This is a genomic window from Rhodococcus sp. 06-470-2, assembly GCF_002258235.1.
Taxonomy (GTDB): domain Bacteria; phylum Actinomycetota; class Actinomycetes; order Mycobacteriales; family Mycobacteriaceae; genus Rhodococcoides.
In genome coordinates, this window is sequence record NZ_NOYB01000018.1 from 115,885 (window position 1) to 142,028 (window position 26,144).

At 66.3% G+C, this 26,144-nt stretch carries 23 protein-coding genes; 20 read left to right on the forward strand and 3 right to left on the reverse strand.

The annotated features are described in order from the left end of the window. Nucleotide 1: 1 nt before the first annotated feature. The 16 genes from murD to CH276_RS11915 all read left to right on the forward strand — a co-directional run bounded on the left by murD (nt 2) and on the right by CH276_RS11915 (nt 18,036). Nucleotides 2-1,474, forward strand: a complete 1,473-nt coding sequence (murD, locus tag CH276_RS11840) for a UDP-N-acetylmuramoyl-L-alanine--D-glutamate ligase (RefSeq protein WP_094631682.1) — start codon at nt 2-4, stop codon at nt 1,472-1,474. Further along, nucleotides 1,471-3,057 carry a putative lipid II flippase FtsW gene (ftsW, locus tag CH276_RS11845; protein WP_094631683.1) on the forward strand — a complete coding sequence of 529 codons (1,587 nt, stop codon included), beginning with the start codon at nt 1,471-1,473 and terminating at the stop codon, nt 3,055-3,057. The genes murD and ftsW overlap by 4 nt, the downstream gene beginning before the upstream one ends. Beyond that, nucleotides 3,054-4,196, forward strand: a complete 1,143-nt coding sequence (gene murG / locus CH276_RS11850; protein ID WP_217901423.1) for an undecaprenyldiphospho-muramoylpentapeptide beta-N-acetylglucosaminyltransferase — start codon at nt 3,054-3,056, stop codon at nt 4,194-4,196. The genes ftsW and murG overlap by 4 nt, the downstream gene beginning before the upstream one ends. Nucleotides 4,197-4,259: 63 nt before the next feature. After that, nucleotides 4,260-5,765 (forward strand): UDP-N-acetylmuramate--L-alanine ligase, encoded by a 1,506-nt coding sequence (gene murC / locus CH276_RS11855; protein WP_045194912.1) that lies wholly within the window; start codon nt 4,260-4,262, stop codon nt 5,763-5,765. Next, on the forward strand, nt 5,762-6,556 hold the full coding sequence (locus tag CH276_RS11860) for a cell division protein FtsQ/DivIB (protein ID WP_094631684.1): 795 nt from the start codon (nt 5,762-5,764) through the stop codon (nt 6,554-6,556). The genes murC and CH276_RS11860 overlap by 4 nt, the downstream gene beginning before the upstream one ends. Nucleotides 6,557-6,727: 171 nt before the next feature. Next, a complete protein-coding gene (gene ftsZ, locus CH276_RS11865; protein WP_045194914.1) occupies nt 6,728-8,002 on the forward strand; it encodes a cell division protein FtsZ in 1,275 nt (424 codons plus the stop codon). Then, complete coding sequence (gene pgeF / locus CH276_RS11870) at nt 7,999-8,766, forward strand: peptidoglycan editing factor PgeF (protein ID WP_032394381.1); 768 nt, start codon at nt 7,999-8,001, stop codon at nt 8,764-8,766. The genes ftsZ and pgeF overlap by 4 nt, the downstream gene beginning before the upstream one ends. Nucleotides 8,767-8,785: 19 nt before the next feature. Further along, complete coding sequence (locus CH276_RS11875) at nt 8,786-9,541, forward strand: YggS family pyridoxal phosphate-dependent enzyme (RefSeq protein WP_094631722.1); 756 nt, start codon at nt 8,786-8,788, stop codon at nt 9,539-9,541. An 83-nt stretch (nt 9,542-9,624) separates the two neighbouring features. Next, nucleotides 9,625-10,272: a cell division protein SepF gene (locus tag CH276_RS11880; protein WP_094631685.1), complete on the forward strand. Its 648-nt coding sequence runs from the start codon at nt 9,625-9,627 to the stop codon at nt 10,270-10,272. 82 nt (nt 10,273-10,354) lie between these two features. Continuing rightward, nucleotides 10,355-10,642: a YggT family protein gene (locus CH276_RS11885; protein ID WP_032394379.1), complete on the forward strand. Its 288-nt coding sequence runs from the start codon at nt 10,355-10,357 to the stop codon at nt 10,640-10,642. A gap of 160 nt (nt 10,643-10,802) precedes the next feature. Then, complete coding sequence (gene wag31, locus CH276_RS11890) at nt 10,803-11,654, forward strand: DivIVA-like cell division protein Wag31 (RefSeq protein WP_032394378.1); 852 nt, start codon at nt 10,803-10,805, stop codon at nt 11,652-11,654. Between the two features lie 81 nt (nt 11,655-11,735). After that, the gene (locus CH276_RS28460) at nt 11,736-11,912 is read left to right on the forward strand and encodes a hypothetical protein (RefSeq protein WP_032394377.1); all 177 of its coding nucleotides are present in this window, start codon (nt 11,736-11,738) and stop codon (nt 11,910-11,912) included. A 292-nt stretch (nt 11,913-12,204) separates the two neighbouring features. Continuing rightward, entirely contained in the window at nt 12,205-15,342 is a 3,138-nt protein-coding gene (gene ileS / locus CH276_RS11900; RefSeq protein ID WP_094631687.1) for an isoleucine--tRNA ligase, read from the forward strand. Beyond that, the gene (locus CH276_RS11905) at nt 15,339-15,989 is read left to right on the forward strand and encodes a peptide deformylase (protein WP_094631688.1); all 651 of its coding nucleotides are present in this window, start codon (nt 15,339-15,341) and stop codon (nt 15,987-15,989) included. Before ileS ends, CH276_RS11905 begins: the two co-directional genes overlap by 4 nt. A gap of 62 nt (nt 15,990-16,051) precedes the next feature. Beyond that, complete coding sequence (locus CH276_RS11910; protein ID WP_441344238.1) at nt 16,052-17,353, forward strand: DNA polymerase IV; 1,302 nt, start codon at nt 16,052-16,054, stop codon at nt 17,351-17,353. A gap of 197 nt (nt 17,354-17,550) precedes the next feature. Further along, nucleotides 17,551-18,036 (forward strand): hypothetical protein, encoded by a 486-nt coding sequence (locus CH276_RS11915; RefSeq protein WP_176459229.1) that lies wholly within the window; start codon nt 17,551-17,553, stop codon nt 18,034-18,036. A gap of 96 nt (nt 18,037-18,132) precedes the next feature. On the opposite strand, the gene CH276_RS11920 is transcribed toward CH276_RS11915, so the two are convergent. After that, nucleotides 18,133-18,876, reverse strand: coding sequence for a hypothetical protein (locus tag CH276_RS11920; protein ID WP_094631689.1), 744 nt, complete (start codon nt 18,874-18,876; stop codon nt 18,133-18,135). Then, nucleotides 18,873-19,835: a hypothetical protein gene (locus CH276_RS11925; protein WP_254924369.1), complete on the reverse strand. Its 963-nt coding sequence runs from the start codon at nt 19,833-19,835 to the stop codon at nt 18,873-18,875. Before CH276_RS11925 ends, CH276_RS11920 begins: the two co-directional genes overlap by 4 nt. A gap of 89 nt (nt 19,836-19,924) precedes the next feature. Between CH276_RS11925 and lspA the strand changes: the two genes are divergently transcribed. The 4 genes from lspA to dnaE all read left to right on the forward strand — a co-directional run bounded on the left by lspA (nt 19,925) and on the right by dnaE (nt 25,828). Continuing rightward, nucleotides 19,925-20,557 (forward strand): signal peptidase II, encoded by a 633-nt coding sequence (gene lspA / locus CH276_RS11930; RefSeq protein ID WP_094631690.1) that lies wholly within the window; start codon nt 19,925-19,927, stop codon nt 20,555-20,557. Beyond that, nucleotides 20,554-21,480, forward strand: coding sequence for an RluA family pseudouridine synthase (locus CH276_RS11935; protein ID WP_032394372.1), 927 nt, complete (start codon nt 20,554-20,556; stop codon nt 21,478-21,480). Before lspA ends, CH276_RS11935 begins: the two co-directional genes overlap by 4 nt. After that, nucleotides 21,480-22,145, forward strand: coding sequence for a hypothetical protein (locus tag CH276_RS11940; RefSeq protein ID WP_094631691.1), 666 nt, complete (start codon nt 21,480-21,482; stop codon nt 22,143-22,145). Before CH276_RS11935 ends, CH276_RS11940 begins: the two co-directional genes overlap by 1 nt. Nucleotides 22,146-22,291: 146 nt before the next feature. After that, nucleotides 22,292-25,828 carry a DNA polymerase III subunit alpha gene (gene dnaE / locus CH276_RS11945; RefSeq protein ID WP_032394370.1) on the forward strand — a complete coding sequence of 1,179 codons (3,537 nt, stop codon included), beginning with the start codon at nt 22,292-22,294 and terminating at the stop codon, nt 25,826-25,828. Here dnaE and CH276_RS11950 read toward each other — a convergent pair. Further along, the gene (locus tag CH276_RS11950; protein WP_094631692.1) at nt 25,799-26,068 is read right to left on the reverse strand and encodes a hypothetical protein; all 270 of its coding nucleotides are present in this window, start codon (nt 26,066-26,068) and stop codon (nt 25,799-25,801) included. The genes dnaE and CH276_RS11950 overlap by 30 nt on opposite strands. Between the last annotated feature and the right edge of the window lie 76 nt (nt 26,069-26,144).

Genomic DNA, 26,144 nt, shown 5'->3' on the forward strand with positions numbered 1-26,144 from the left:
CATGGACGAATCTGTGCCCGACTCTCGGACCGATCCGACCTGGTTGCGCGGCAGTTCGGTGCTGGTGACCGGAGCCCGCATCTCGGGACTCGCCGTCGTGCGACCACTGCTCGATCTCGGTGCCGTCGTCACGGTCACCGACTCGAATCGCGCCGCGCTGGACGAGGCGTCGAACTCCGGTGCTGCGGTGGTGCTGCAGGACGACCTGCTCGCCGATCCCGCGGCGCTCGCGGCGTTCTCGCTCGTCGTCACCAGCCCGGGGTTTCGACCCGACTCTCCGGTGTTGGCAGCGGCCGCGAAGCTGGGCATTCCGGTATGGGGCGATGTCGAGTTGTCCTGGCACGTGGACCGGGTCGAGCTGTACGGACCCCGAACTCGGTGGCTGGTGGTGACCGGCACCAACGGAAAGACGACCACCACCTCGATGCTGGCCTCGATACTCGACGCCGCAGGCATCGAGTCGGTTGCCTGCGGCAACATCGGACTCCCCATCGCCGACGCGTTGCGCGGTTCCCCGCATCCGAGTGTGCTCGCGGTGGAGTTGTCGTCGTTCCAGCTGTTCTGGGCTCCCTCGGTGCGTCCGGCTGCGGGGGTGGTGCTCAACATCGCCGAGGATCATCTGGATTGGCACGGCGGTATGGACGGTTACGTTCAGGCCAAGGCTCGTGCGTTGAACGGCGACGTCGCGGTGGTCGGTCTGGACGACTCCCGGGCGGCGGGCCTGTCGGCCGGGTCTGCCGCGTCGACCGTCGTCGGTTTCCGGTTGGGTGAGCCGGCCTCGGGTGAGCTGGGTGTGCGTGACGGGGTGCTCGTCGACAACGCGTTCGGTGAGAACGTCGATCTTCTCGCTGCGGACGACGTGGAGCCGAGCGGTCCGTCCGGTGTCCTCGATGCGCTCGCGGCAGGCGCGCTCGCACGGTCGATCGGGGTTGAGGCAGGCGCTGTTCGGCTGGGGCTGCAGACCTATCGGGTGGGACCGCATCGTGCAGCGGTGGTGCGCGAGCTGGGTGGGGTGACGTTCATCGACGATTCGAAGGCGACGAACCCGCATGCCGCTCGCTCCTCCATCTCGGCGCACGATCGCGTCGTGTGGATCGCGGGTGGGCTGTTGAAGGGAGCGGTGATCGACGATCTGGTGATCGAGATCGCCGATCGGCTGGTGGCTGCGGTCGTTCTCGGACGCGATGGGATGCAGATCGCAGAGGCTTTGGCGCGACACGCGCCCGATGTTCCGGTCGTCAGGCTCCCTTCGGGAGACGATGCTGGTGTGACTCATGGTGCTGAAGATGCTGATGCGGTAATGCGGGCGGTCGTGGCCCACGCGGCCGAACTCGCTGCTCCGGGGGACACGGTCCTGCTGGCCCCGGCTGCCGCGTCACTGGACATGTTCGCCGACTACGGCCACCGCGGCCGTAGCTTCGCCGAGTCGGTCCAGCTCCTCGAAGCCACCGACATCGGATCGCCGCGATCGTGACCGCCGCAGGCCAACCGCCTCGTCCGCCTCGACGCGCCGCCGCTCCACGTACCCGAATCGGCCTGTGGTTCGGCAGGCCGCTCGCGTCCTTCCACCTCATCGTCACGATCGCAGTGCTGCTCACGGTGCTGGGCCTGGTCATGGTCCTGTCGGCGTCGTCCGCCGAATCCTTCGCAGCAGACGAGTCCGGGTACGCCCTCTTCACCCAGCAGCTGATCGGTGTCGCGCTGGGAGTCGTCGCGTTCTACGTCGCTCTCCGGCTGCCGGTTCGGTACCTCAGAAAGCTGTCGTTTCCGCTGTTCCTGGTCTCGATCACCATGCTGATGCTGGTGCTCATTCCCGGTATCGGTGCCGAACGCCAGGGTGCACGCCGCTGGTTCGACTTCGGCGTCGTGTCCTTCCAGCCGTCCGAGCTCGCCAAGGTGGCACTTGTTCTGTGGGGTGCCCACCTGTTGGCCTCGCGCCGCAGCGAACACGGCAACATCAAGTCACTGTTGGTGCCGCTGCTGCCCGCCGGACTGCTGATGTGTCTGCTCGTCGTGCTGCAGCCCAACCTCAGTACCGCCATCGCCCTCGGCATCATCCTGGTGGCTCTGCTGTGGTTCGCAGGCCTCAACGCTCGGCTGTTCGGTGCGGTGCTGATGACCGGTCTGGCGCTGGCAACCGTGCTCGCGTTCACCGCCGGTTACCGCTCCAATCGCGTCAAGGCATGGCTGAATCCGGGTGAGGACACCCAGGGCCTGTCGTATCAGTCCACCCAGGCGAAATACTCGCTGGCCGACGGCGGACTGTTCGGTCGCGGGCTCGGACAGAGCCGCGCGAAGTGGAGTTACCTCCCCAACGCGCACAACGACTTCATTTTCGCCATCATCGGCGAGGAACTCGGGATGATCGGCTGCCTGGCGGTCATCGGTTTGTTCGGCCTCTTCGTCTACACCGGCCTGCGCATCGCCATGCGTTCGGTGGATCCGTTCCTGCGTCTGCTGACCGCAGGTGCCACGTGCTGGGTGTTCGGTCAGGCCATGATCAACATCGGCTACGTCGTCGGGCTGCTTCCTGTGACCGGCCTGCAGCTGCCGCTGGTGTCCTACGGTGGTACCTCGACCGCGATCACGCTGCTGATGTTCGGCATCATCGCGAGCGCCGCCCGACACGAACCGGAGGCGATCGCAGCCCTGCACGCGGGGCAGGAGGGCCGTATCGCGCGAGCTCTGAAGCTGCCGCTGCCCGCCGTGTTCTCGCCCAAGCGAGCCGCGATGGCGCGGTCGAAGTCCACCCGCCCCACGCTGGCGGCGCAGGATCGCAAGCGCATCGAGGCCCGTAAGGGCCAGGGCAAGGACGGGCGTGCAGCGAGAGCTGCCGAGCCCGGACGTGCTCGCACGCGGGTCTCCAGTTCGCGGACCGACACGATGTCGCCCAGATCGACCGCATATCGGGGCGAGTCACCCCGCGGCAACCCCCGTCGGAGCGAGCCCGTCCGGCGAGAACCCGCCGCGGGATCGCGATCGGCATACCGTCCGCGGCCGGAACCACAACCCGGCCGCCCGCCTGTCCGCTCGGGTGAGCGAGGATATCGACGGTGAACCAGACATCTCGACCGATTTCCGTCGTGGTCGCCGGGGGCGGAACGGCCGGGCACATCGAGCCCGCGCTCGCTGTGGCCGACGCCTTGCGTGTCCTCGACCCCACTGTCACCGTCACCGCTCTCGGTAGCAGCCGTGGTCTGGAGACAACTCTCGTCCCGGCTCGCGGGTACGCACTCGAACTCATCCCGCCCGTTCCGCTGCCCCGCAAACCCACCGTCGACCTGCTCAAGTTGCCGCTTCGCGTCGTGCGATCGGTGCGACGCACCCGCGAGATCTTCGCGGCCGTCGAGGCGGACGTGCTCGTCGGATTCGGCGGCTACGTCGCGTTGCCGGCCTATCTCGCGGCCCGTGGTCGATTGTTCGGCCGTGGCGGCCGAATACCTGTGGTCATCCACGAGGCGAACGCGCGAGCGGGCATCGCCAACAAGGTCGGTGCCCGGTCGGCCGAGCGGGTGCTCGCCGCGGTCGCGGGCTCGGGGATCGCCGCGCGCGGTGCTGCCGACGCCGATGTGATCGGAATTCCCGTGCGTCCCACCATCACCGGCCTCGATCGGGCTGCCGTCCGCGCGGAGGCTCGCGCTCACTTCGGCCTGCCCGACAGCGGTCCGGTGCTGTTGGTGTTCGGCGGCTCGCAGGGGGCCCGATCGCTCAACGACGCGGTGTCCGGAGCCTCGGCGGCCCTCGCCGCAGCCGGCATTTCGGTTCTGCATGCTCACGGTCCGAAGAACTCGCTCGACGTCGAGCAACGTGATCCGGACGCGCCGTACGTCGCGGTGCCGTACATCGACCGGATGGATCTGGCGTATGCGGCTGCGGACCTGGCGATCTGCCGGTCCGGTGCCATGACGGTCGCCGAGGTGTCCGCGACCGGTCTGCCTGCCGTCTACGTACCCCTACCGCACGGCAACGGCGAGCAGGAACTCAACGCCCGTCCTGTGGTCGACGCCGGAGGTGGCATCCTGGTATCCGATGCGACACTGACCGAGCAGTACGTGAGCGAGACGGTGGTCTCGCTGCTGGCCGACACCGAACGAATTGCCACCATGTCACGTGCCGCCGCCGGTGCCGGGCACAAGGGCGCAGCGGCTGCCGTCGCGCAGATCGTGCTCGATACCGCGCACGCGGCGCGGCGCTGAGCCCGGCGGCGGCGAGCATGAGAAGAGAACGAGGGAGACGTCCGCGTGACAACTGAGGGTGCGATGTCGAATCTGCCGACAGAGCTCGAACGAGTACACATGGTGGGCATCGGTGGTGCCGGAATGTCCGGCATCGCGCGGATCCTGCTGGCGCGCGGGGGACAGGTGTCGGGTTCGGATGCCAAGGAATCGCGCGGCGTGCTCGCGCTGCGCGCACGCGGTGCCCAGGTCCGCATCGGTCACGACGCCGGTGCCCTGGACATGATCGAGGGCGGACCCACCGTGGTGGTGACGACCCACGCCGCGATTCCCAAGACCAATCCCGAACTCGTCGAAGCGCGTGAACGCGGAATCCCGGTGGTGTTGCGGCCGGCCGTGCTGTCCTCGCTCATGCAGGGATACCGCACGTTGTTGGTCTCGGGAACGCACGGAAAGACGTCGACGACCTCGATGCTGGTGGTCGCGCTCCAGCACTGCGGGTTCGATCCGTCGTTCGCCGTCGGGGGAGAGCTCAACGAGGCCGGCACCAACGCCCACCACGGCAGCGGCGACGTGTTCGTGGCCGAGGCGGACGAGAGCGACGGCTCGCTGCTGCAGTACAGCGCCGACGTCATCATCGTGACCAACATCGAGGCCGATCATCTGGACCACTTCGGCACCACCGAGGCCTACGTTCAGGTGTTCGACGACTTCGCTGCGCTCCTGGGTCCCGGCGGTGTACTCGTGGCGTGCATGGACGACCCGGGTTCGGCGGCGCTCGCTCGACGTGTGGTCGAGCGCGACCTTCCGGGCGTGAAGGTGTTGGGTTACGGGTCCTCGGATGTCGACGCCGGTCCCGTCGAGATGGCCGTTCGACTGCTGGCATGGGAGCCCGAGGACATCGGCGGCGTCGCGCAGTTGCAGATCGCAGGCGAGGACGCGGCCCGCACCGTACGGCTCGGCGTCCCCGGGCGGCACACCGCACTCAACGCGCTGGCGGCGTTCGTCGCGGCGCGTCAGGTCGGTGCCGGAGTCGAGGAACTGCTGGCCGGACTCACCGGTTTCGGCGGCGTGCATCGGCGCTTCCAGTTCACCGGACGTGAGCACGGCGTGCGCGTGTTCGACGATTACGCGCACCACCCCACCGAGGTGCGTGCGGTGTTGACGGCCGCGCAGGCTCTCGTTGCAGGCCAGGACCGTTCGGGTCACGAGCAGGGACGGGTGGTGGTGGTGTTCCAGCCGCATCTGTACTCGCGGACCGCGACGTTCGCCGAGGAATTCGGTGCCGCGCTGTCCCTGGCCGACGAGATCGTCGTGCTCGACGTCTACGGCGCACGTGAGGAACCGTTGCCGGGGGTGACGGGGGCACTGGTTGCCGCTTCGGTGACCAAGCCGGTGAACTATCAGCCGGATCTGTCGTTGGTGGCCAAGCAGGTCGCCCATCTGAGTCTGCCCGGCGATGTCGTCATCACGATGGGCGCGGGTGACGTGACCATGCTCGGCGGACCGATTCTCGATGCGCTTCGCTCGAAGACCGATTTCGGTGCTGCGACCGGCCGCGGGGTACCGAAGGATCGGCCGTCGACGTGAGTCGTCGCTCCGATCGAGTCCGTTCTTCGAGGTCGGGAACAGCTGCAGGAGAAGGTGATTCGTCGGCCGCGGTCACCGACAAGCAGGCACGCGCGCTGGCGCGCGAGCAGGAGCGCGAACGGGTGAAGCGGTCGCGGCGCAAGGCCTTGGCCATCGTCCTGGCACTGGTGGTCGTCGTGGTGGGATCGGTTGCGCTGGTGTACTTCACACCGCTGTTGTCCGTACGCACCATTGCGGTCGCGGGAGCATCGTCGGTGTCCGAGCAGGAGATCCTCGATCGGCTCGACGTACCCGTCGGCCTTCCGCTGGTTCGGGTGGACACGGCGGCTGCGGCGCAACGGGTGGCCACGATTCCGGCGCTGGCCACGGTCCGTGTGCAACGGAAGTATCCGTCCACTGTGCAGGTGACGGTGGAGGAGCGGGTTCCGGTGGCGTTCTTCGATTCTCCGGACGGCACCCATCTCCTCGATTCGACCGGGGTCGATTTCGCGATCGCGCCGCCACCGCCCGGGGTGGTGCGTCTGGTGACCGACAACCCGGTGTTCGGTGATCCGGTGACGAAAGATGCACTGGCGGTTCTCGATACGTTGCCACCGCTGCTGCGCGATCAGACAGGAGAGCTGCGGGCGAGCACGTTGTCCGACATCTCAATCCTGCTGCTCGACGGGCGCACCGTGGTGTGGGGCAGCAAGGACGACTCCGAACGCAAGGCCGCGGTGGCCATCGCCCTGCTGTCCCAGCCCGGCCAGATCTTCGACGTGTCGAGTCCGGATCTGCCCACCACCAAATAGTTTCGACGCGTCGACGGGATTTTCTCGCGCGGCGTCGGCGCGCCTAATGGCGATAGTCGTCGGCGATGAATAGCGTTTCGACCAGTTCAGTACTTGACATAACTCTAAGCCTGTGGTTTAGGTTGAGGGTTTTCCACATTTCACGCAACAATCCACGGAAGGCGAGAGCCCATGACGCCCCCGCACAACTACCTCGCCGTAATCAAGGTCGTCGGCATCGGCGGCGGCGGCGTGAACGCGGTCAACCGCATGATCGAACAGGGACTCAAGGGAGTCGAGTTCATCGCGGTCAACACCGACGCTCAGGCCTTGCTGATGAGTGACGCAGACGTCAAGCTCGACGTCGGTCGCGAACTGACCCGCGGACTCGGCGCTGGTGCCGATCCCGAGGTGGGCCGCCGCGCAGCGGACGACCACAAGGACGAGATCGAAGAGGTGCTCAAGGGTGCCGACATGGTGTTCGTCACCGCAGGCGAGGGCGGCGGAACCGGTACCGGTGGCGCTCCCGTCGTCGCCAACATCGCTCGTAAGCTCGGTGCGCTGACCGTCGGTGTCGTCACCCGGCCGTTCTCCTTCGAGGGCAAGCGGCGCGGTGGCCAGGCCGACACGGGCATCCAGCAGCTCCGTGAGTCCTGCGACACGCTCATCGTCATCCCCAACGATCGACTGCTCCAGCTCGGCGACGCCGCTGTCAGCCTCATGGACGCGTTCCGCAGCGCCGACGAGGTACTGCTCAACGGCGTCCAGGGCATCACAGACCTGATCACCACTCCCGGTCTGATCAACGTCGACTTCGCGGACGTCAAGGGCGTGATGTCCGGTGCAGGCAGTGCATTGATGGGCATCGGATCCTCACGCGGCGAGGGTCGAGCCATCAAGGCTGCCGAATCGGCGATCAACTCGCCGCTGCTCGAAGCCTCGATGGAAGGCGCACGCGGAGTGCTGCTCTCGATCGCCGGTGGATCCGACCTGGGTCTGTTCGAGATCAACGAGGCTGCCTCGCTGGTGCAGGAAGCCGCGCACATCGACGCCAACATCATCTTCGGCACCGTGATCGACGACTCACTCGGTGACGAGGTCCGCGTGACCGTCATCGCCGCAGGCTTCGACGGCGGAACCCCGACGCGGCGTCCGGTGGAAGCGGCCGCCTCCACACGCGGCCCGATCGGATCGGCTCGCTCGGGCGAGGTGTCGTCGCGGTCGAGCGACAGTTCGGACGGTGCGGTGTTCCGCGACCCGGTCGGCGCTCCGAGCGGTAGCAGTCTGCCGCCATTGAACTCGTCGAGTTCGTCCAATCGTGAATCGTCGAGCCGCGAATCCGCAGCCGGTTACGGCCGTGACTCGGCCGGCCAGGGCCGCGAGTCCGTCGGTTCCGGCCGTCGCGTGCCCATCGCCGAGGACGAGGGCGAAGACGACGTCGATGTGCCGTCCTTCATGCGGCGGTGAGTGACACCTCATCCCCAGGTCCGTTTCGGGTCCGACGCGTCTCGACGACGCGAGCGGGTGGCGTCTCGGCACCTCCGTTCGACACGTTCAACCTCGGTGACCACGTCGGTGACGACCCCGCTGCGGTGGAGGCCAACCGTCGACGCCTCGGCGATCGGCTGGGCATGGGACTCGAACGGCTCGTCTTCATGGAGCAGGTCCACGGACGCACCGTCACGGTGGTCGACGGTCCGGTGACCGAGCCGCTACCGATGACCGATGCGTTGGTGACGACGCACCGCGATCTCGGCTTGGTGGTGTTGACTGCCGACTGCGTGCCGGTGCTGCTCTCCGACGAGGAGGCCGGAGTGATCGCCGCCGTGCATGCCGGACGGGTCGGAGCCCGCATCGGCATCGTTCCGCGCGTGTTGGCCGCCATGGTCGAGCTCGGTGCGGTCCCGGCGCGGATCGGCGCGTTTCTGGGTCCGGCCGCGAGCGGTCGCCAGTACGAGGTGCCCGCGTCCATGCGAGCGGACGTCGACAAGCACCTGCCCGGCAGCGCGACGACAACCGTCCGCCACACGCCCGGGCTCGACATTCCCGCCGGTATCCGGGCTCAACTGCTCGCCGCGGGCGTGTCCGCGGTGGCCCAGGATCCGCGCTGCACCATCGAGGACCGGACGTTGTTCAGTCACCGGCGCGAAGGATCGACCGGCCGAATTGCCAGCGTCGTCTGGATGGACAGCACATCCCCAGGTGATCGGCCCGAATCGGCCGATCGGTGAACGGGCAGGGAAGGTTGTCATGAGCGAACTCAGCGGCACTGCGTCGGGTACTGGCAGGGCGCAGGAGATCGAGACGGCGTTGACGTCGGTACGCGAGCGGTTGCATCGCGCGTGTGTCGACGCGGGCCGGTCGCCTGCCGATGTGGCTCTGCTCCCGGTGACGAAGTTCTTCCCTGCGTCGGATGTGCGGATCCTGTACGACCTCGGATGCCGCGATTTCGGAGAGTCGCGGGAGCAGGACGCGTCTCCCAAGGTCGCCGAGACGGCCGACGACTTCAGTGGCGATCTACCGCGGTGGCACATGATCGGACACCTGCAGCGAAACAAGGCCAAGTCGGTCGCCGCGTGGGCGCACTCCATCCATTCCGTGGACAGTGCGCGGTTGGTGACTGCGCTGTCGAAGGCGACAACGGCGGCACTGGACGAGGGTGTGCGCCGGACCGAACTCGACGTGATCGTCCAGGTCAGTCTCGATGGGGACGTGCATCGCGGAGGCGTCGAACGCGACGAGCTGCACGCGCTCGCCGACGCGGTGGCCGACGCGTCCGGGTTGCGGTTGGCGGGGTTGATGGCGGTGCCGCCGCTCGACGCCGATCCGGACGCCGCATTCGCCGACCTCGAGAGTCTGCATCGTCGACTGTCGGCCGATCATCCCGGAGCGCTCGAGCTGTCCGCGGGCATGACCGGAGACCTGGAAGCTGCTGTGCGCCACGGATCGACGTGCGTGCGTGTCGGTACCGCAATACTCGGCGCGCGGCCGATAGCCTCGCAATAACAGTCCATGGATCACATCAGTCACAACAGACACTTGCGAACCTGGAGATGGACAGTAGACACACCGCCACGGAAGGCAGAACGATGAGCACCCTGCACAAGTTCAAGGCGTACTTCGGCATGGTTCCGCTCGCCGACTACGAGGACGACTACCTCGACGATCCGGACACGCGACGCAGCTCCCGTGGTGGTCGCGACAGCTACGACGACATCGACGAGCGTGAGTTCGCGAAGCCGTCCTTCGGTGGATCGCGGCATGCGCAGGTCGAGGACGACTACGACGATTACGAGGCACCCCGTCCGGCGGCAACGCTGGCACCGATCGGTGGACGAGGCCGTGGCGCGGCACCGACCACGCGAGGTGCGGCAACCAGAGGAGCGCTCGCCATGGACACTCGGATGGATGTTCGGGCGGAGACCCGACGCAGCCCGATCGTCGACGACGGCGGCCCCCTCTCGAAGATCACCACGCTGCGACCGCGTGATTACAGCGAGGCTCGCACCATCGGTGAGCGCTTCCGCGACGGCACTCCGGTCATCATGGACCTGGTCGAGATGAGCAACGCGGACGCCAAGCGACTGGTCGATTTCGCTGCCGGGCTCGCCTTCGCGCTGCGCGGTTCGTTCGACAAGGTAGCGACGAAGGTCTTCCTGCTCTCGCCGGCCGACGTCGACGTCTCACCGCAGGAGCGCAGGCGGATCGCCGAGACCGGTTTCTACAGCCAGCAGTGAGACATTTGCTGTTCGGAGCGGTAGTTCAGGGCTGTGACCAGCGCGCTTTGCTCAGCCCGGCGAAGTCAGGCAGAGTATAGCCGTGATCGTGTTCACGGTGATCAACATCGTATTGTTTCTTTTTTGGCTCCTTCTCATCGGTCGAATCATCGTCGAGTTCATCAGGACTTTCGCGAGAGATTGGCAACCGACCGGGTTGGTCGTCATCGTGCTCGAGGCGATCTTCACCGTCACCGACCCGCCGGTGAAGTTCCTCCGGAAGATAATTCCGCCGCTCAACCTCGGTGGAGTGCGACTGGACCTGTCCATCATGGTCCTGCTGTTCGTGGTCTTCATCGCGTGGAATGTGACCAGTGGTCTCGCGGCCTGAGGCCGCAGATGAAATGTTAGAACGCGGGACCCAGCGCATGCTGCGTGTCCTGTGTGACAGAATGGACGCCAGTTACAGTTTGATTGTTCTGCACTCGCGCGGAATGGCATATAACTGAATGCTTGCTCTACCGCCCCAAGACGCGTGAAGGGATCCTTCCATGCCGCTGACTCCAGCTGATGTGCACAATGTCGCGTTCAGCAAGCCGCCCATCGGTAAGCGCGGTTACAACGAAGACGAGGTCGACGCTTTTCTCGACCTCGTCGAGCAAGAGTTGTCGCGACTGATCGAAGAGAACGCCGACCTACGCCAGCGGGTCGGTGAGCTCGATCAGGAGCTTGCGGACGCCAAGAGCGCTGCGCGGCAGAGCCCGCAACCGGCTCAGGCCGCGGCACCGAAGGCCGAGCCGCAGCGCCCGGTGGATCCCCCCAAGCCACCGCCCGTGGTGCAGCAGCCCGCGCCGGTCGCGCCCGTTGCAGCAGCTCCGCAGCAGAGCGGCGACTCCAACATGCAGGCCGCCAAGATTCTCGGCCTCGCGCAGGAGATGGCCGATCGTCTCACCGGTGACGCCAAGTCGGAGTCCGAGCAGCTGCTCGGCAATGCGCGCACCAACGCCGAGCGTCTGGTGTCGGATGCACGGACCCGTTCCGAGTCGATGATGGCCGAGGCTCGCCAGAAGTCCGAGTCGCTGTTGTCCGACGCGCAGACCCGGTCCGAGACCCAGCTGCGTCAGGCCAAGGAGAAGGCCGACGCACTGCAGGCCGACGCCGAGCGCAAGCACACCGAGATCATGGCGACGATCAACCAGCAGCGTTCGGTGCTGGAAGGTCGAATCGAGCAGCTCAAGACGTTCGAGCGCGAGTACCGCGTGCGGCTCAAGTCCTACCTCGAATCGCAGCTCGAAGAGCTCGAGAACCGTTCCTCGGCGCTGCCGGTGGACAACGGGCAGGACAATTTCAACCAGGACAATCAGTCCTCGGGGTACAGCCAGTCGTACGCCAAGGGCAACTGACGCACCACCGACCTCCGACGCTGTCGATCGTTGACAGCGTCGGATCAGGTTGTGGCGTCGAGTGGTGAGCGAGGAATCGGTGTGTTGGTCCTGACTCTCGGCGCGGCTGCGATCGGTTTCGGCTTTCTGGTTCTCGCCCTGATGACGGGATCCGTCGTCTGGGCCTGGGCGTGCATCGCCGTCTGCATCGTGGGTGCTGTTCTACTTCTGGTCGGCGCGCTCACGGGCCGACGGCCACCGCCCGAGCTCGACAGGTAGCATCACGATTCGCAGGTGTCAGATTCAACGGCGTCGATCCGGCCATCACCGGGGAGCTTTCGGAAGAACGACGTCGGTACGAAGCACCCAGGTGCTTGGGAACGGTGTTCAGTAGAACCGAACGGGTGAGCCCGTCACAGCTCGTCTGGAGTGGCGCACTCCGACGATACGGTCGTCGAGAGCGTGCAAGCGGGGTGGTACCGCGGTATCGGGCGTACGAATCGCCCGGATGTCGTCCCCGTGCCAACTTTGCGTCGCGTCTGAGACGTGGCCGGCACGGAGGAGACTTGACATGACAGATGCAACCGAACGTCCGAACTCGGGGTCCTACCCGTTGGTGGACCTCGCCGAGGGCCGCTCGGGCAGTGTCCCGTTCCCGGATCTCGAGCGCATCGTTCTGCACGAGTGGGCCGAGGACGGCACCTTTCGTGCCAGCATCGACAATCGAGCAGGTGCGGACGAGTTCGTCTTCTACGACGGCCCTCCCTTCGCGAACGGTCTGCCGCACTACGGTCACCTGCTCACCGGCTACGTCAAGGACCTCGTCCCGCGATTCCAGACGATGCGGGGCAAGAAGGTCGAGCGTCGCTTCGGGTGGGATTGCCACGGGCTGCCCGCAGAGCTCGAAGCGGAGAAGCAGCTCGGCATCAAGGACAAGTCCGAGATCGACGAGATGGGCCTGGCGAAGTTCAACGCCTACTGCAAGCAGTCGGTACTCCAGTACACCGACGAGTGGCGGGACTACGTCACCCGGCAGGCGCGATGGGTCGACTTCGACAACGACTACAAGACCCTCGACGTCGACTTCATGGAGTCGGTCATGTGGGCGTTCAAGACGCTGCACGACAAGGGCCTGATCTACCAGGGATACCGGGTGCTGCCGTACAGCTGGTACGAGCAGACACCGCTGTCCAATCAGGAGACCCGCCTGGACGACGCCTACAAGATGCGTCAGGATCCCGCGGTCACCGTCACGATGCCGTTGACGGCTCCCGGCTCGCCCCTGGACGGTGCGAACGCGCTGATCTGGACCACCACGCCGTGGACCCTTCCGTCCAATCTGGCGATCGCGGTGCATCCGGAGGTGCAGTACGTGCAGGTGCGTGGCGCGGACGGTGAGCGTTACGTGCTTGCCGCTGCACGTCTTTCGCACTACGCGAAGGAACTGGGGGAGGAGCCGGAGGTGCTCTCGGAGCACACCGGTGCCGAGTTGGTCGGGCTGTCCTACACACCTCCCTACGATTTCTTTCTCGGCCACGAGAACTCGCACCGTGTGCTCGGGGCCGACTACGTCACCACCGATTCGGGCACCGGAATCGTCCACCTCGCACCGGCTTTCGGTGAGGAGGACATGGACGTCGCCACCGCGAACGGTATCGAGGTGGTGCAACCGCTCGACGCGGGCGGAAAGTTCACCTCGCTGGTGCCGCCGTACGAGGGTCTGATGGTGTTCGACGCCAACCCGGTGATCATCAAGGATCTCAAGGCCTCGGGTCGGTTGCTGCGGCACGAGACCATCGAGCACTCGTACCCGCACAGCTGGCGCAGTGGTCAGCCCCTGATCTACATGGCGGTGCCGTCGTGGTTCGTCGCGGTCACCAAGTTCCGTGATCGGATGGTCGAGCTGAACCAGGAGATCACCTGGGTTCCCGAGCACATCAAGGACGGCCAGTTCGGCAAGTGGCTCGAAGGTGCACGCGACTGGAACATCAGCCGAAACCGCTACTGGGGCAGCCCGATCCCGGCGTGGACCTCCGACGACCCGGCCTACCCGCGTCTGGACGTGTACGGCAGCCTGGACGAGCTCGAGCGTGATTTCGGCGTGCGACCGACCGATCTGCACCGCCCGTACATCGACGAGTTGACCCGGCCCAACCCGGACGATCCGACCGGCAAGTCGACGATGCGTCGCGTCCCCGAGGTGTTGGACTGCTGGTTCGAGTCGGGCTCGATGCCGTACGCGCAGGTTCATTTCCCGTTCGAGAACGAGGAGTGGTTCTCCACACACAACCCGGGCGATTTCATCGTCGAGTACAACGGCCAGACGCGAGGCTGGTTCTACACCCTGCACGTGCTGGCGACCGCGCTGTTCGATCGCCCGGCGTTCAAGACCGTTGCCGCACACGGCATCGTGCTCGGTGACGACGGACTGAAGATGAGCAAGTCCAAGGGTAACTACCCCGACGTCAAGGAGGTCTTCGACCGCGACGGCTCCGACGCCATGCGGTGGTTCCTGATGTCCTCACCGATCCTGCGTGGCGGCAACCTCATCGTCACCGAGCAGGGTATCCGCGAAGGCGTTCGCCAGGCATTGCTGCCGATCTGGAATGCGTGGAGCTTCTTGCAGCTCTACGCGTCGAAGCCCGGGCAGTGGCGAACCGATTCGCCGAACGTGCTCGATCGCTACGTGTTGGCCAAGCTGTCGGCCACCCGCGACGCGATCACCGATGCGCTCGAGGGCAACGACATCGCCGGTGCCTGCGACGAGCTGCGCACGTTCTGCGATGCACTGACCAATTGGTATGTGCGCCGGTCGCGTTCGCGGTTCTGGAGCGAGGACGCCGACGCCATCGACACCCTGCACACCGTGCTCGAGGTGCTCACTCGCATCGCCGCCCCGCTCTTGCCGCTGATCAGCGAGGTGGTGTGGCGTGGACTGACCGGTGGCCGCTCGGTGCACCTGACCGACTGGCCCGAGGCAGGCGAACTGCCGTCGGATCCCGAACTCGTCGAGAGCATGGACGAGGTCCGCACCGTGTGCTCCACGGTGCTGGGTCTGCGCAAGGCCCAGAATCTGCGCGTGCGGTTGCCGCTGCCCGAGGTGACGGTCGCAGCCGCCGATGCGGAGCGGCTGCGTCCGTTCGTCGACATCATCTCCGACGAGGTCAACGTGAAGAAAGTCGATCTCACCGAGGACGTTGCCGTACACGGAAAGTTCGAGCTCGTCGTCAATGCCCGTGCCGCGGGCCCGCGTATCGGCAAGGACGTCCAGACGGTCATCAAGGCCGTCAAGGCAGGTGATTGGTCGGAGGACGCCGACGGAGTCGTCAGTGCGGCAGGCATCGCGTTGCTACCGGAGGAGTACACGCGCAAACTCGTTGCCGCCGAACCCGAATCGACGGCACCGTTGCCAGGAAACGCCGGACTGGTCGTGCTCGATTCCGCAGTCACCGAGGAGCTCGAGGCGGAGGGCTGGGCCAAGGACCGCATCCGTGAACTCCAGGACGCCCGTCGCAATCACGGATTCGACGTCTCGGATCGAATCGACATCGTCATCGACGTCCCCGAACATCGGCAGGCGTGGCTCGACACTCATCGCGATCTGATCGCAGGCGAGGTGCTCGCGCTCTCGCTGGTCGACGGACACGTGGGGGACGACGGCAGCGATCTCGGCGAGGGAGTGCGAGCAGCGATCACCAAGTCGTCATGATCGACGGCGACGTCTCGGTCGACGCCGTTCGTGAGCTTCTCGCCGAAGCTCGCGGCGGCGTCGTGCCCATCGTCGCCGCGGGCCACCCGGTTCTGCGGTCGAGGGCCGTGCCGTACGCCGGGCAGCTCGACTCCGAGACTTTCGGGGAGTTGATCGAGGTGATGCGCGCAACCATGCACGACGCGCCCGGTGTCGGTCTGGCTGCCCCGCAGATCGGTATTCCGTTGCAGATCGCGGTGATCGAGGACCTGTACGAGGTGGGAGCGGACGTCGCCCGCGTCCGAGAGCGCACGCCGCTTCCGTTCCGGGTACTGATCAATCCGCGGTACACCCCGGTCGGGCCGCGGACGGCGGACTTCTACGAGGGATGTCTCAGTGTTCCCGGCTACCAGGCGGTCGTCACCCGAGCGGCCGAAGTCCGGCTCGAATGCACCGACGAGACCGGGCGCGCGATCGACGAGGTGGTCAGCGGCTGGCCGGCGAGGATCGTGGCCCACGAGACCGATCACCTCCACGGCACCCTGTACATCGATACCGCCCACACTCGATCGCTGACCACCAACGAGACGTACGGCGAACTGTGGTCGGATCCCACACCCGAACGCGCCGCGCACGCTCTCGGATTCGCCACCGACGACCGTCGTTGACGACCGTGCCCGATACCGCCGACCACACCCTGCGGAGTCGTCGATGGGTGCTGCACCTGGACATGGACGCGTTCTTCGCCTCCGCCGAACAGTTGACGCGGCCCACGTTGCGGGGCCGCCCGGTTCTCGTCGGTGGCGCGGGCGGGCGGGGAGTGGTGGCCGGTTGCAGCTACCAGGCCCGCGCGTTCGGAGCGCGCTCGGCCATGCCGATGCATCAGGCTCGCCGACTGGTGGGGGCCGGGGCCGTGGTGTTGCCGCCGCGGTTCGTTCTCTACTCGGAGCTGAGCCGACGCGCCTTCGAGGCACTGCGGGGACCCATGCCCGTCCTCGAACAACTCTCGATCGACGAGGCGTTCGGTGAGCCGTTCGAACTGGCCGGGGCGACGGTTCGCGAGGTGGAGCAGTTCTGCGCGGGCCTGCGCGCACTGATTCTCGCCGAGACCGGGCTGGTCGCCTCGATCGGTGCCGGATCCGGAAAACAGATCGCCAAGATCGCGTCGGGACTGGCCAAGCCCGACGGCATCACCGTCGTCGCTCCGGGAATCCAGGCCGAGCTGATGGCGGCTCTTCCGGTGCGGAAGCTGTGGGGGATCGGACCGGTGGCGGGAGAGCGTTTGCGGCGCTTGGGCATCGACACCATCGGCAAGTTCGTGGCCACGCCCGAGTCCGAGGTGGCGTCGATCCTCGGGGCCACGATGGGACCGAGCCTGCATCAGCTGGCGCGCGGAATCGACAACCGAGTCGTGGCCGAGCGAGCCGAGGCCAAACAGGTCAGCGCCGAGACGACGTTCGCCCAGGACCTGATCTCTCTCGCGCAGCTTCGCCCGGCCATCGAGTCCATCGTCGACTCGACGCATCGCCGATTGCTGAAGGACGGTCGGGGTGCCAGGACGGTGGTACTCAAACTACGCAAGTCCGACATGAGCATCATCACTCGATCGGCCACGTTGCCGTACGCCACGGTGGACAAGCAGACCATCGTGGCAACGGCGCAGCGGCTTGCCGTCGATCCGGTCGATGTCGGTCCGATCAGGCTGGTCGGGGTCGGATTGGCCGGGCTGTCGGCCGTTCGGCAGGGATCGCTGTTTCCCGAACTGGAGTACGAGCCGGTCGCCGATGCGACCGAGGAGTCGCCCTCCCCGATCGAGGCCGCCGCTGATGTCGTCGTCTCGGAAGGCCCTCGGTGGCAGCCGGGTATGGATGTGCGGCATCCCGACTTCGGCCACGGCTGGGTGCAGGGGGCCGGTCACTCGGTGGTGACCGTCAGATTCGAGACTCGCACCACCGGGCCGGGAATCGCGCGTACCTTCGCGGAATCGGACGAGAACCTGGTCGTCGCCGACGTTCTCGACAGCCTGAAGTGAGTTGTGGCCTGGCTGAGGAAACTCTGTGAGGTTTCACAGGTATGCCGATCGCGTTGTGACTCGGGCGTGTCGAGCTGACATAGTGGACCAGGTCCGAGACGACCCCATTCCAGACGACCGACGAGTCACAGAACGATCGAGATGTGACTCAGAGTGAAAAGGACAAGCACTTGAAGCTTCGCAACACCCGACGGGCAATGGTTGCCGGCATCGCCATCGCCGCAGCGCTCACCATGACCGCCTGCAGCTCGGAAGGCGGTGACGAGCCGACCGCGACCACGACGGCTGTCACCACCTCTGCGGTTGCCGCTCCCGACGCCGGTGCGTACCCCCCGGTTCCGACCGTCGAAGAGCTGAACGCCGAGCTCGCCCGCGGGCTCGATCCCAACGTTCCGGTCGAGGAGAAGGCCGCCCTCATCCAGGGTGCATCCGCCGATCCGGATCTGATCAACCAGGTCGCCGCCGCTGCAGTGGCCAACAACGCCCAGATCGAGATCACCAGCATCGACGATCTCGGCACCGGCGTTCTCAATGCCGGCATCACGATCACGCTCAACGGCCAGGCCAACCCCGGCACCTTCCAGTTCGTCCCCGAGGACGGCGTGTGGAAGCTCTCCAAGGAGAACGCCTGCGGCATCGTCTCGCTCGCTCAGCTGACCAGCCCGGCGTGCCCCGCACCCTGAGTCCTGCCGATCGTCTCTGACCGACAGTAGAACTGCCGGTGACATGTCCCCTCGGGGATGTGTCACCGGCAGTTTTTCGTGGGGCGACCGCCCGGTTCACATGCTCGGTGTCACCGATCGGATGCGCTCGACGGCCGCCTCGGCGACAGCGGTGACCGTATCGGGTTCCAGGCCACTCCGGTCGGAGACGACGATCTGGACGACCGTCGAATCGACCACGGCCACCACCACGTCGGAGATCAAGGTGAACCCTTCACTGCTGGTGGTCAGGCGTACCGAGGCCGATGCGTCACCGACCGACGACTGCTCCCGGCCTGCCAGCGCATAGTCGACGCTCACACCGTCCGCATCCGTACCACTGAACGTCGTGCACCCTGCCCACGCCTGCTGGATCGCCGTGAACGCCTCGGCCGTGCCCGTATCGGAGTAGCTCGCCGCATCCTCGTCGATCGACGAGAAGTTCGGTCCCGAGAAGCGGGCGACTGCGGTCGACGTCGCCCCGCCCCGCTGCTCCGAGATCGGAGCCAGGACAGCGGCGCATTCGGACGGGTCGGTACCGGACCTGTCGGGGGAGTCGTACTCGGGAGCCGGGTCGAGCCCCAGATCCTGGACCGGGTCGGGGATCGAGGAGAACCCGTCCGGGAGGTCGCCGAGACCCAACATCGCCGCGGCCAGGACGCCGGAGTCGGTGATGGGGGTGCCGAGCAGAGGATCGGGCGCGGGGACGGAGCTGGGTGCGGCTGTAGGGCTCGGGGCAGGCTCGTCTGCACCGCACCCGGCCGCGGCGACGCCGACCAGCGCCAGCGCCGCCAGCAGCTGCGTCGTGGTCCGCGCCGTCATCGGGCAGCCCAGCCGATGGAGTCTCCGACGGTCTGGCGCAGCACCGTCGTGCTGTCGGGATCGGTGTACATCTGCTCACCACCTGCTGTGATCGACCCGCCGACGGGGAGTGGACGGGTCAGATCGATCTCCAGCGTTCCCGAGCCGGTGAAGGTGTACGTCGCGATGTTCAGCGTGCCGGCGTTGTCCGGCAGGTTCCATGTAGACGATTCGGGCGTTTGGGTGATCGCGACGTCCAGGGTCGCTCGGTCACCGTCGAGCGCCCGCAGCGTGACAGTGCTGCGCTGGTTCAAGGTGATGCCGCTCAGCACCTGCTGATCGACCGTCCATACCGCGCCCACTCCCACCTCTGCGTCGGGGAAGTCGACGGAGCGGTACACCGCGGCGTTCAACGACCGTTCGATCGCCGCGCGGGCGGTATCGAGCGCGGCGTCGGCGGGGGTGATGTGCAGTGCGGTGATCGCTCCGGAGTCGGTGCTCGCCAGCCGCGCCGTCGAGCCCTCGGAGGCGGCGAGTGCGTCGGTCAGTCCCTCGTCGGGTGACGTCGCAGCTCCGATGGTGAGCTCGACGGATCTGGTCGCGCCGGTAGCAGCGTCGTCGTCCGGCACGGTCTCGGACGTCGACGCGGACAGGGGCACGGTCAGATCGGGACTCGAGAAGTCCTGCGGAGCACCGTTGTCGATCTGCTGCGACACAGTGGATGTGGTGGTCAGGTCCACGGTCTGCTCGTCGGAGTCGGCGGTGTCGAAAGCCAGCACGCGCCGTGGCTCGGCACCGGGGTCGACGACCGTCGTGGTCGTCGGTGTCACGGCGATCGTCACCTCGTTCGAGGACGCGGCCTGATCGGGAGCTGGATCGGAGTCGGCGTCGGTGCTCGAACATCCGGCGACGAGTGCCACTGCACAGCAGGCAGCGAGAAAACCGGAGCGGACGGTGCGGTTTCGATCGGTCGTCTTCACGCGCACCAGGCTACTGACACCGCCCGCGGTGACCGGTGGTGCGCGGCACGGATGAGGACCCACCGCCGTCCATACGCCATGATGGACAGGTGAGTGAAGACCGCGCCGACGATCCGCCAGCCGAGACGAGTAGTGTTCCGGCACCGAACGAGACCGCGGACTCGCAGGTGACCGAAGCAGACAGCGCCGAGATCGGACTTTCGAAGCCGCTCAAGACGCGGTTGCTGATCGTGATCGCGGCCGTGATTCTTCTCTTCGATCTCGTGACCAAGATTCTGGTCGTGCACTACGTCGAGCCCGGCAACCCGATCGAGATCGTCGGAGATGTCGTGACGCTGCGGCTGGTACGCAATCCCGGTGCGGCGTTCTCGATGGCCACCGGAATGACCTGGTTGCTCACGGTGGTGGCCGTCGCGGTCGTCATCGGAGTGATCAAGATCGGTCGGACGCTGCGATCGCCGTGGTGGGCACTGGGATTGGGTCTCGTTCTCGGCGGCGCACTCGGCAACCTGATCGACCGCTTCTTCCGGGCACCCGGCCCGTTCCAGGGACACGTCGTCGACTTCGTGTCGGTGGGCTGGTGGCCGGTGTTCAACGTGGCCGACTCGTCCATCGTCTGTGGTGCCATCCTGCTCGTCGTCCTGAGCCTGTTCGGGTTCGAGCCGAACGGTGAACGAGCCGGCAAGTCGAGTTCCGACGCCGCAGGCGAGGCCGACAAGTGAGGGAATCGCGCTCGATGCCCGTCCCCGACGGCCTGGACGGAATGCGGGTGGACGCCGGTCTGGCTCGGCTGCTCGGGCTCTCGCGTACCGTCGCCGCGACCCTCGCCGAGGAGGGCTCGGTTCTGGTCGATCACGGTGCCGTCGGCAAGTCCGACCGGCTGGCCGCCGGTTCGTGGCTCGAGGTGACGCTGCCCGAGCCCGCCCGTGAGTTGACGATCGAGGCGGAGCCGGTCGAGGGGATGGAAATCCTGTACGCCGACGACGACATCGTGGCCGTGGACAAGCCGGTCGGGGTCGCTGCGCACGCCAGTGTCGGCTGGACCGGCCCCACCGTCATCGGTGGTCTCGCGGCCGCCGGATTCCGTATTTCGACCTCCGGTGCGCACGAGCGGCAGGGCATCGTCCATCGCCTCGACGTCGGCACGTCCGGGGTCATGGTGGTCGCCACGTCCGAGCGGGCGTACACCGTGCTCAAGCGGGCGTTCAAGGCACGGACCATCGACAAGCGCTACCACGCACTGGTGCAGGGCCACCCGGATCCGAGCAGTGGAACTATCGATGCCCCGATCGGTCGACACGGCAGCAACGACTGGAAGTTCGCCGTCCGAGCCGACGGCAAGCCCAGCGTCACCCACTACGACACGGTCGAGGCGTTCCAGGCCGCGAGCTTGCTGGACGTGCACCTGGAAACCGGTCGTACGCACCAGATCAGGGTGCACTTCTCGGCGCTGCGGCATCCGTGCTGCGGCGATCTGACCTACGGAGCCGATCCGAGGCTGGCCGAACGGTTGGGCCTGGAACGGCAGTGGCTGCACGCTCGCTCGCTCGGCTTCGCGCATCCGTCCGACGGCCGCTGGGTCGAGATCGAGAGCAAGTATCCGGCCGACCTCGAGCACGCACTCGAGGTGCTTCGGAAGGCGTGATGCGCAGCAGGGGAGTCTCCGGAGTGCTCGGCGGCGTCGTTGTCGCGGCACTCGTGATCGGGGCGCTCGCCGTGATCGGGCACCTGAATCCGGTACGACAGTCGATCGTGAGTACCGACCGCCTCGGCCCGGACACGGGCGAGCAGGTGGCCGAGTACCTGGCCCGCGCCGAGGAGAGTCTGCGCAGCGACACCACCGAACCTCGATGGGGCTCGGTGTCGTTCGATCGCGAACTCACCGCCGAACAGGTTCGTACCGTCGCCGACGGGGTCCGTATCTCGCAGGTGTTGGTGCGTGTTCCGCTCGACCGCGTGCAGACTCCGATACTCACCGTGGGTGTACCCGGCAGTGAGCGCTCGGTACTGAATTCGACCGCGCGTGCAGCGAGCCTGGCGGCGGCGTCGTTCGGGGTGGGGGACCGGCAGGCGCAGATCGCCGCAGTGTCGCAGCGACGTCTGCTCGACGGGTGCGCCTGTGTGGTGACAGTGGTGGTGCGCGGGACCCCTGCCGAGTTGACCGAGCTGGCCGGCCGGCCCGATGTGCGAGCGGTGCAAGCTCTTCCGCCGGATGCGGTGTCCGGCAAGTTCGCGGTCGAGCCGCTTCTGCCGGAGTACGTCGACGTCGTCGGGCCGCTTCCGGACGACGGTCTCGTGCCGACCGAATGAGGCGATTTCTCGTCGCATCCGTCACACCCGTCACGTCCTCCCAGGACACACCGGCAGCGTGGAAAATCTGTCGGTTCGACCGCTTACAGTGAGTACGTTCGCGGCTCGTACTGTCGACAACGCACGACCTTCAGGAGAGAACCTTCGTGGCCGATTCGTTCGTTCATCTGCACAACCACACCGAATATTCGATGCTCGACGGTGCCGCCAAGATCGGGGCGATGTTCGCCGAGGCGGCGCGGTTGGAGATGACGGCAGTCGGCATGACCGACCACGGCAACATGTACGGGGCCAGCGAGTTCTACAACGAGGCCAAGAAGGCCGGAATCAAACCGATCATCGGCATCGAGGCCTACATCGCCCCGGAGTCTCGCTTCAACAAGAAGCGCGTGCTGTGGGGCGACCGCAGCCAGAAGTCCGACGACGTCTCCGGTAGCGGTGCGTACACGCACATGACGATGGTCGCCGAGAACGCCACCGGAGTTCGCAACCTGTTCAAGCTGTCCTCCCTCGCCTCCATCGAAGGGCAGCTGGGCAAGTGGGCCCGGATGGACGAGGAGATCATCGCCTCGCACGCCGAGGGCATCATCGCCACCACCGGCTGCCCGTCGGGGGAGGTGCAGACTCGCCTGCGACTGGGCCAGGATCGTGAGGCGCTGGAGGCTGCCGCGAAGTGGCGCGAGATCTGGGGGCCGGACAACTTCTTCCTGGAGCTGATGGATCACGGTCTGTCCATCGAGCGACGCGTCCGCGAAGGTCTGCTCGACATCGGCAAGAAGCTCTCGATCCCGCCGCTGGCGACCAACGACTGCCACTACGTCACCAAGGACGCCGCCGAGAACCACGAGGCGCTGCTGTGCATCCAGACCGGTAAGACGCTCAGCGACCCCACTCGCTTCAAGTTCGACGGTGACGGCTACTACCTCAAGTCCGCTGCCGAGATGCGCGAGCTCTGGGACGATCAGGTGCCCGGTGCCTGCGACAGCACCCTGCTCATCGCCGAGCGGGTGCAGCCCTACGACGAGGTGTGGGCACACCGCGATCGGATGCCGATCTTCCCCGTGCCCGAGGGGCACACGCAGGGCACGTGGTTGCGCCACGAGGTCATGACCGGGCTCGAGCGGCGGTTCCCCGACGGCCCGGGCGAGGACTACCTCGCGCGCGCGGAGTACGAGATCAAGGTCATTCTCGAGATGGGCTTCCCGGCGTACTTCCTCGTCGTCGGCGACCTGATCAACCACGCCAAGGCCGTCGGCATCCGCGTCGGGCCCGGTCGAGGCTCGGCCGCGGGCTCTCTCGTCGCGTACGCGATGGGTATCACCAACATCGATCCATTGCCGCACGGTCTGCTGTTCGAGCGATTCCTCAACCCCGAGCGCGTGTCGATGCCCGATATCGATATCGACTTCGACGATCGTCGCCGCGGCGAGATGGTCCGCTACGCCACCGAGAAGTGGGGCAGCGATCGAGTGGCCCAGGTGATCACGTTCGGCACCATCAAGACCAAGGCCGCCATCAAGGACTCCGCGCGCGTGCAGTTCGGCCAGCCCGGGTTCGGAATCGCCGATCAGATCACCAAGGCGCTGCCGCCGCCCATCATGGCCAAGGACATCTCCGTGGCCGGCATCACCGACCCGGCGCACGAGCGCTACAAGGAAGCCGTCGAGGTCAGGGCCCTTATCGACTCCAACCCCGACGTCGCGACCATCTACAAGACGGCCAAGGGGCTCGAGGGCCTGATCCGCAACGCGGGCGTGCACGCCTGCGCGGTCATCATGTCGTCCGAGCCGCTCACCGATGCCATTCCGGTGTGGAAGCGCGCGCAGGACGGCGCGATCATCACCGGCTGGGACTACCCGTCGTGCGAGGCCATCGGTCTGCTCAAGATGGACTTCCTGGGTCTGCGCAACCTCACCGTCATCGGTGACGCCATCGACAACATCAAGGCCAACCGCGGCATCGACATCGACCTCGACGCGCTCCCGCTCGACGATCCGGCGACCTTCGACTTGCTCTCTCGCGGAGACACTCTCGGCGTCTTCCAGCTCGACGGCAGCGCCATGCGCGATCTGCTCCGCCGGATGCAGCCCACCGGCTTCGAGGACATCGTCGCCGTCCTTGCCCTGTATCGGCCGGGTCCGATGGGCATGAACTCGCACAACGATTACGCCGACCGCAAGAACGGTAGGCAAGAGGTCAAGCCGATTCACCCGGAGCTCGAAGAGCCGCTCAAGGTGATTCTCGGCGAGACCTACGGCCTGGTGGTCTACCAGGAGCAGATCATGCAGCTGGCGCAGAAGGTTGCCGGCTACACCCTCGGCCAGGCCGACCTGCTGCGTCGCGCCATGGGCAAGAAGAAGCTCTCCGAGCTGGAGAAGGCCTACGCCGGGTTCCGGCAGGGCATGTTGGACAACGACTTCTCCGAGGCGGCCATCAAGGCTCTGTGGGACACCGTGCTGCCCTTCGCGGGCTACGCGTTCAACAAGTCTCACTCCGCGGGCTACGGCCTGGTGTCGTACTGGACGGCATATCTCAAGGCCAACTACCCGGCCGAGTACATGGCCGGACTGCTCACCAGCGTCGGCGACGACAAGGACAAGGCCGCGATCTACCTCGCCGATTGCCGCAAGCTGGGCATCACGGTGCTGCCACCGGACGTCAACGAATCCGAACTCAACTTCGCGTCGGTGGGCAAGGACATCCGGTTCGGGCTCGGTGCCGTCCGCAACGTCGGTACCAACGTTGTCGCCTCGATCATCAGGGCGCGATCGGAGAAGTCCAAGTACACCGACTTCTCCGACTACCTCGGCAAGATCGATGCGATCGCGTGCAGCAAGAAGGTCACCGAATCCCTCATCAAGGCAGGTGCTTTCGACTCACTCGATCATCCCCGCAAGGGCCTGATGCTCATCCACGCCGACGCCATCGACGCGGTGATGGGCACCAAGAAGGCCGAGGCGATCGGTCAGTTCGATCTGTTCGGCGGCGAGGATGCCGACGAGTCCATCTCCGCCGTGTTCAACGTTCGGGTGCCGGACGAGGAGTGGGAATCCAAGCATCGGCTCGCCCTCGAACGCGAGATGCTCGGCCTGTACGTCTCGGGACACCCGCTGCTGGGCGTCGAGCACATGCTCGCCGCGAAGTCCGACTGCAACATCCCCACCATCCTCGAGGGTGACATCAAGGACGGCACACAGGTCACCGTCGGCGGCATTCTGGCTTCGGTGAATCGTCGGATCAACAAGAACGGCCTGACGTGGGCGTCGGCTCAGCTCGAGGACCTCGCCGGCGGTATCGAGGTGCTGTTCTTCCCGCAGGCGTACTCGGTGTTCGGTGCCGATGTCACCGAGGACTCGGTGGTACTCGTCAAGGGCCGCGTGTCGGTGCGCGACGATCGAATCTCGTTGATCGCCAACGATCTTGCGGTACCCGATCTGTCCGCGATCGGCATCGACAAGCCCCTCGCGGTGAGTCTGCCGACTCGGTTGTGCACGGCGGACAAGGTCGGTGCCCTCAAGCGGGTGCTGTCGAGCCACCCGGGAACCTCGGATGTGCACCTGCGGTTGGTCAGTGGCGACAAGATCACCACGATGAAGCTGGACGACAGTCTGCGCGTCACGCCGACATCGGCGTTGATGGGGGACCTGAAAGCGCTACTCGGCCCGGGCTGCCTGACGGGCTGACGCCGGTCCGGTCGAACCCAGCTCGGTCAGGCGCAGCGTCCACCAGGTGAGTACGGCGACTGCTGCGCCGGCCAGCACTGCTGCGTGCAGGGAGCCGGCAACGACGAGCGTCGCAGTGAACACGATGAACCCGAGTGCGAGGGCCTCGAGCTTGTAGACGGGCCACGCGATGCCCGCCACGTCCACGGTACGTAGGGCCGGAGCGGGTCGACGGCTCACCTGGGTGCTCGTGTAGGTCATCGCGTTCTCCTCTGGTGCCACCGGCAGGTTCGGGTCTCCGCTGCAGGAAGTTCAGACTATACCCACAAAAGATTCG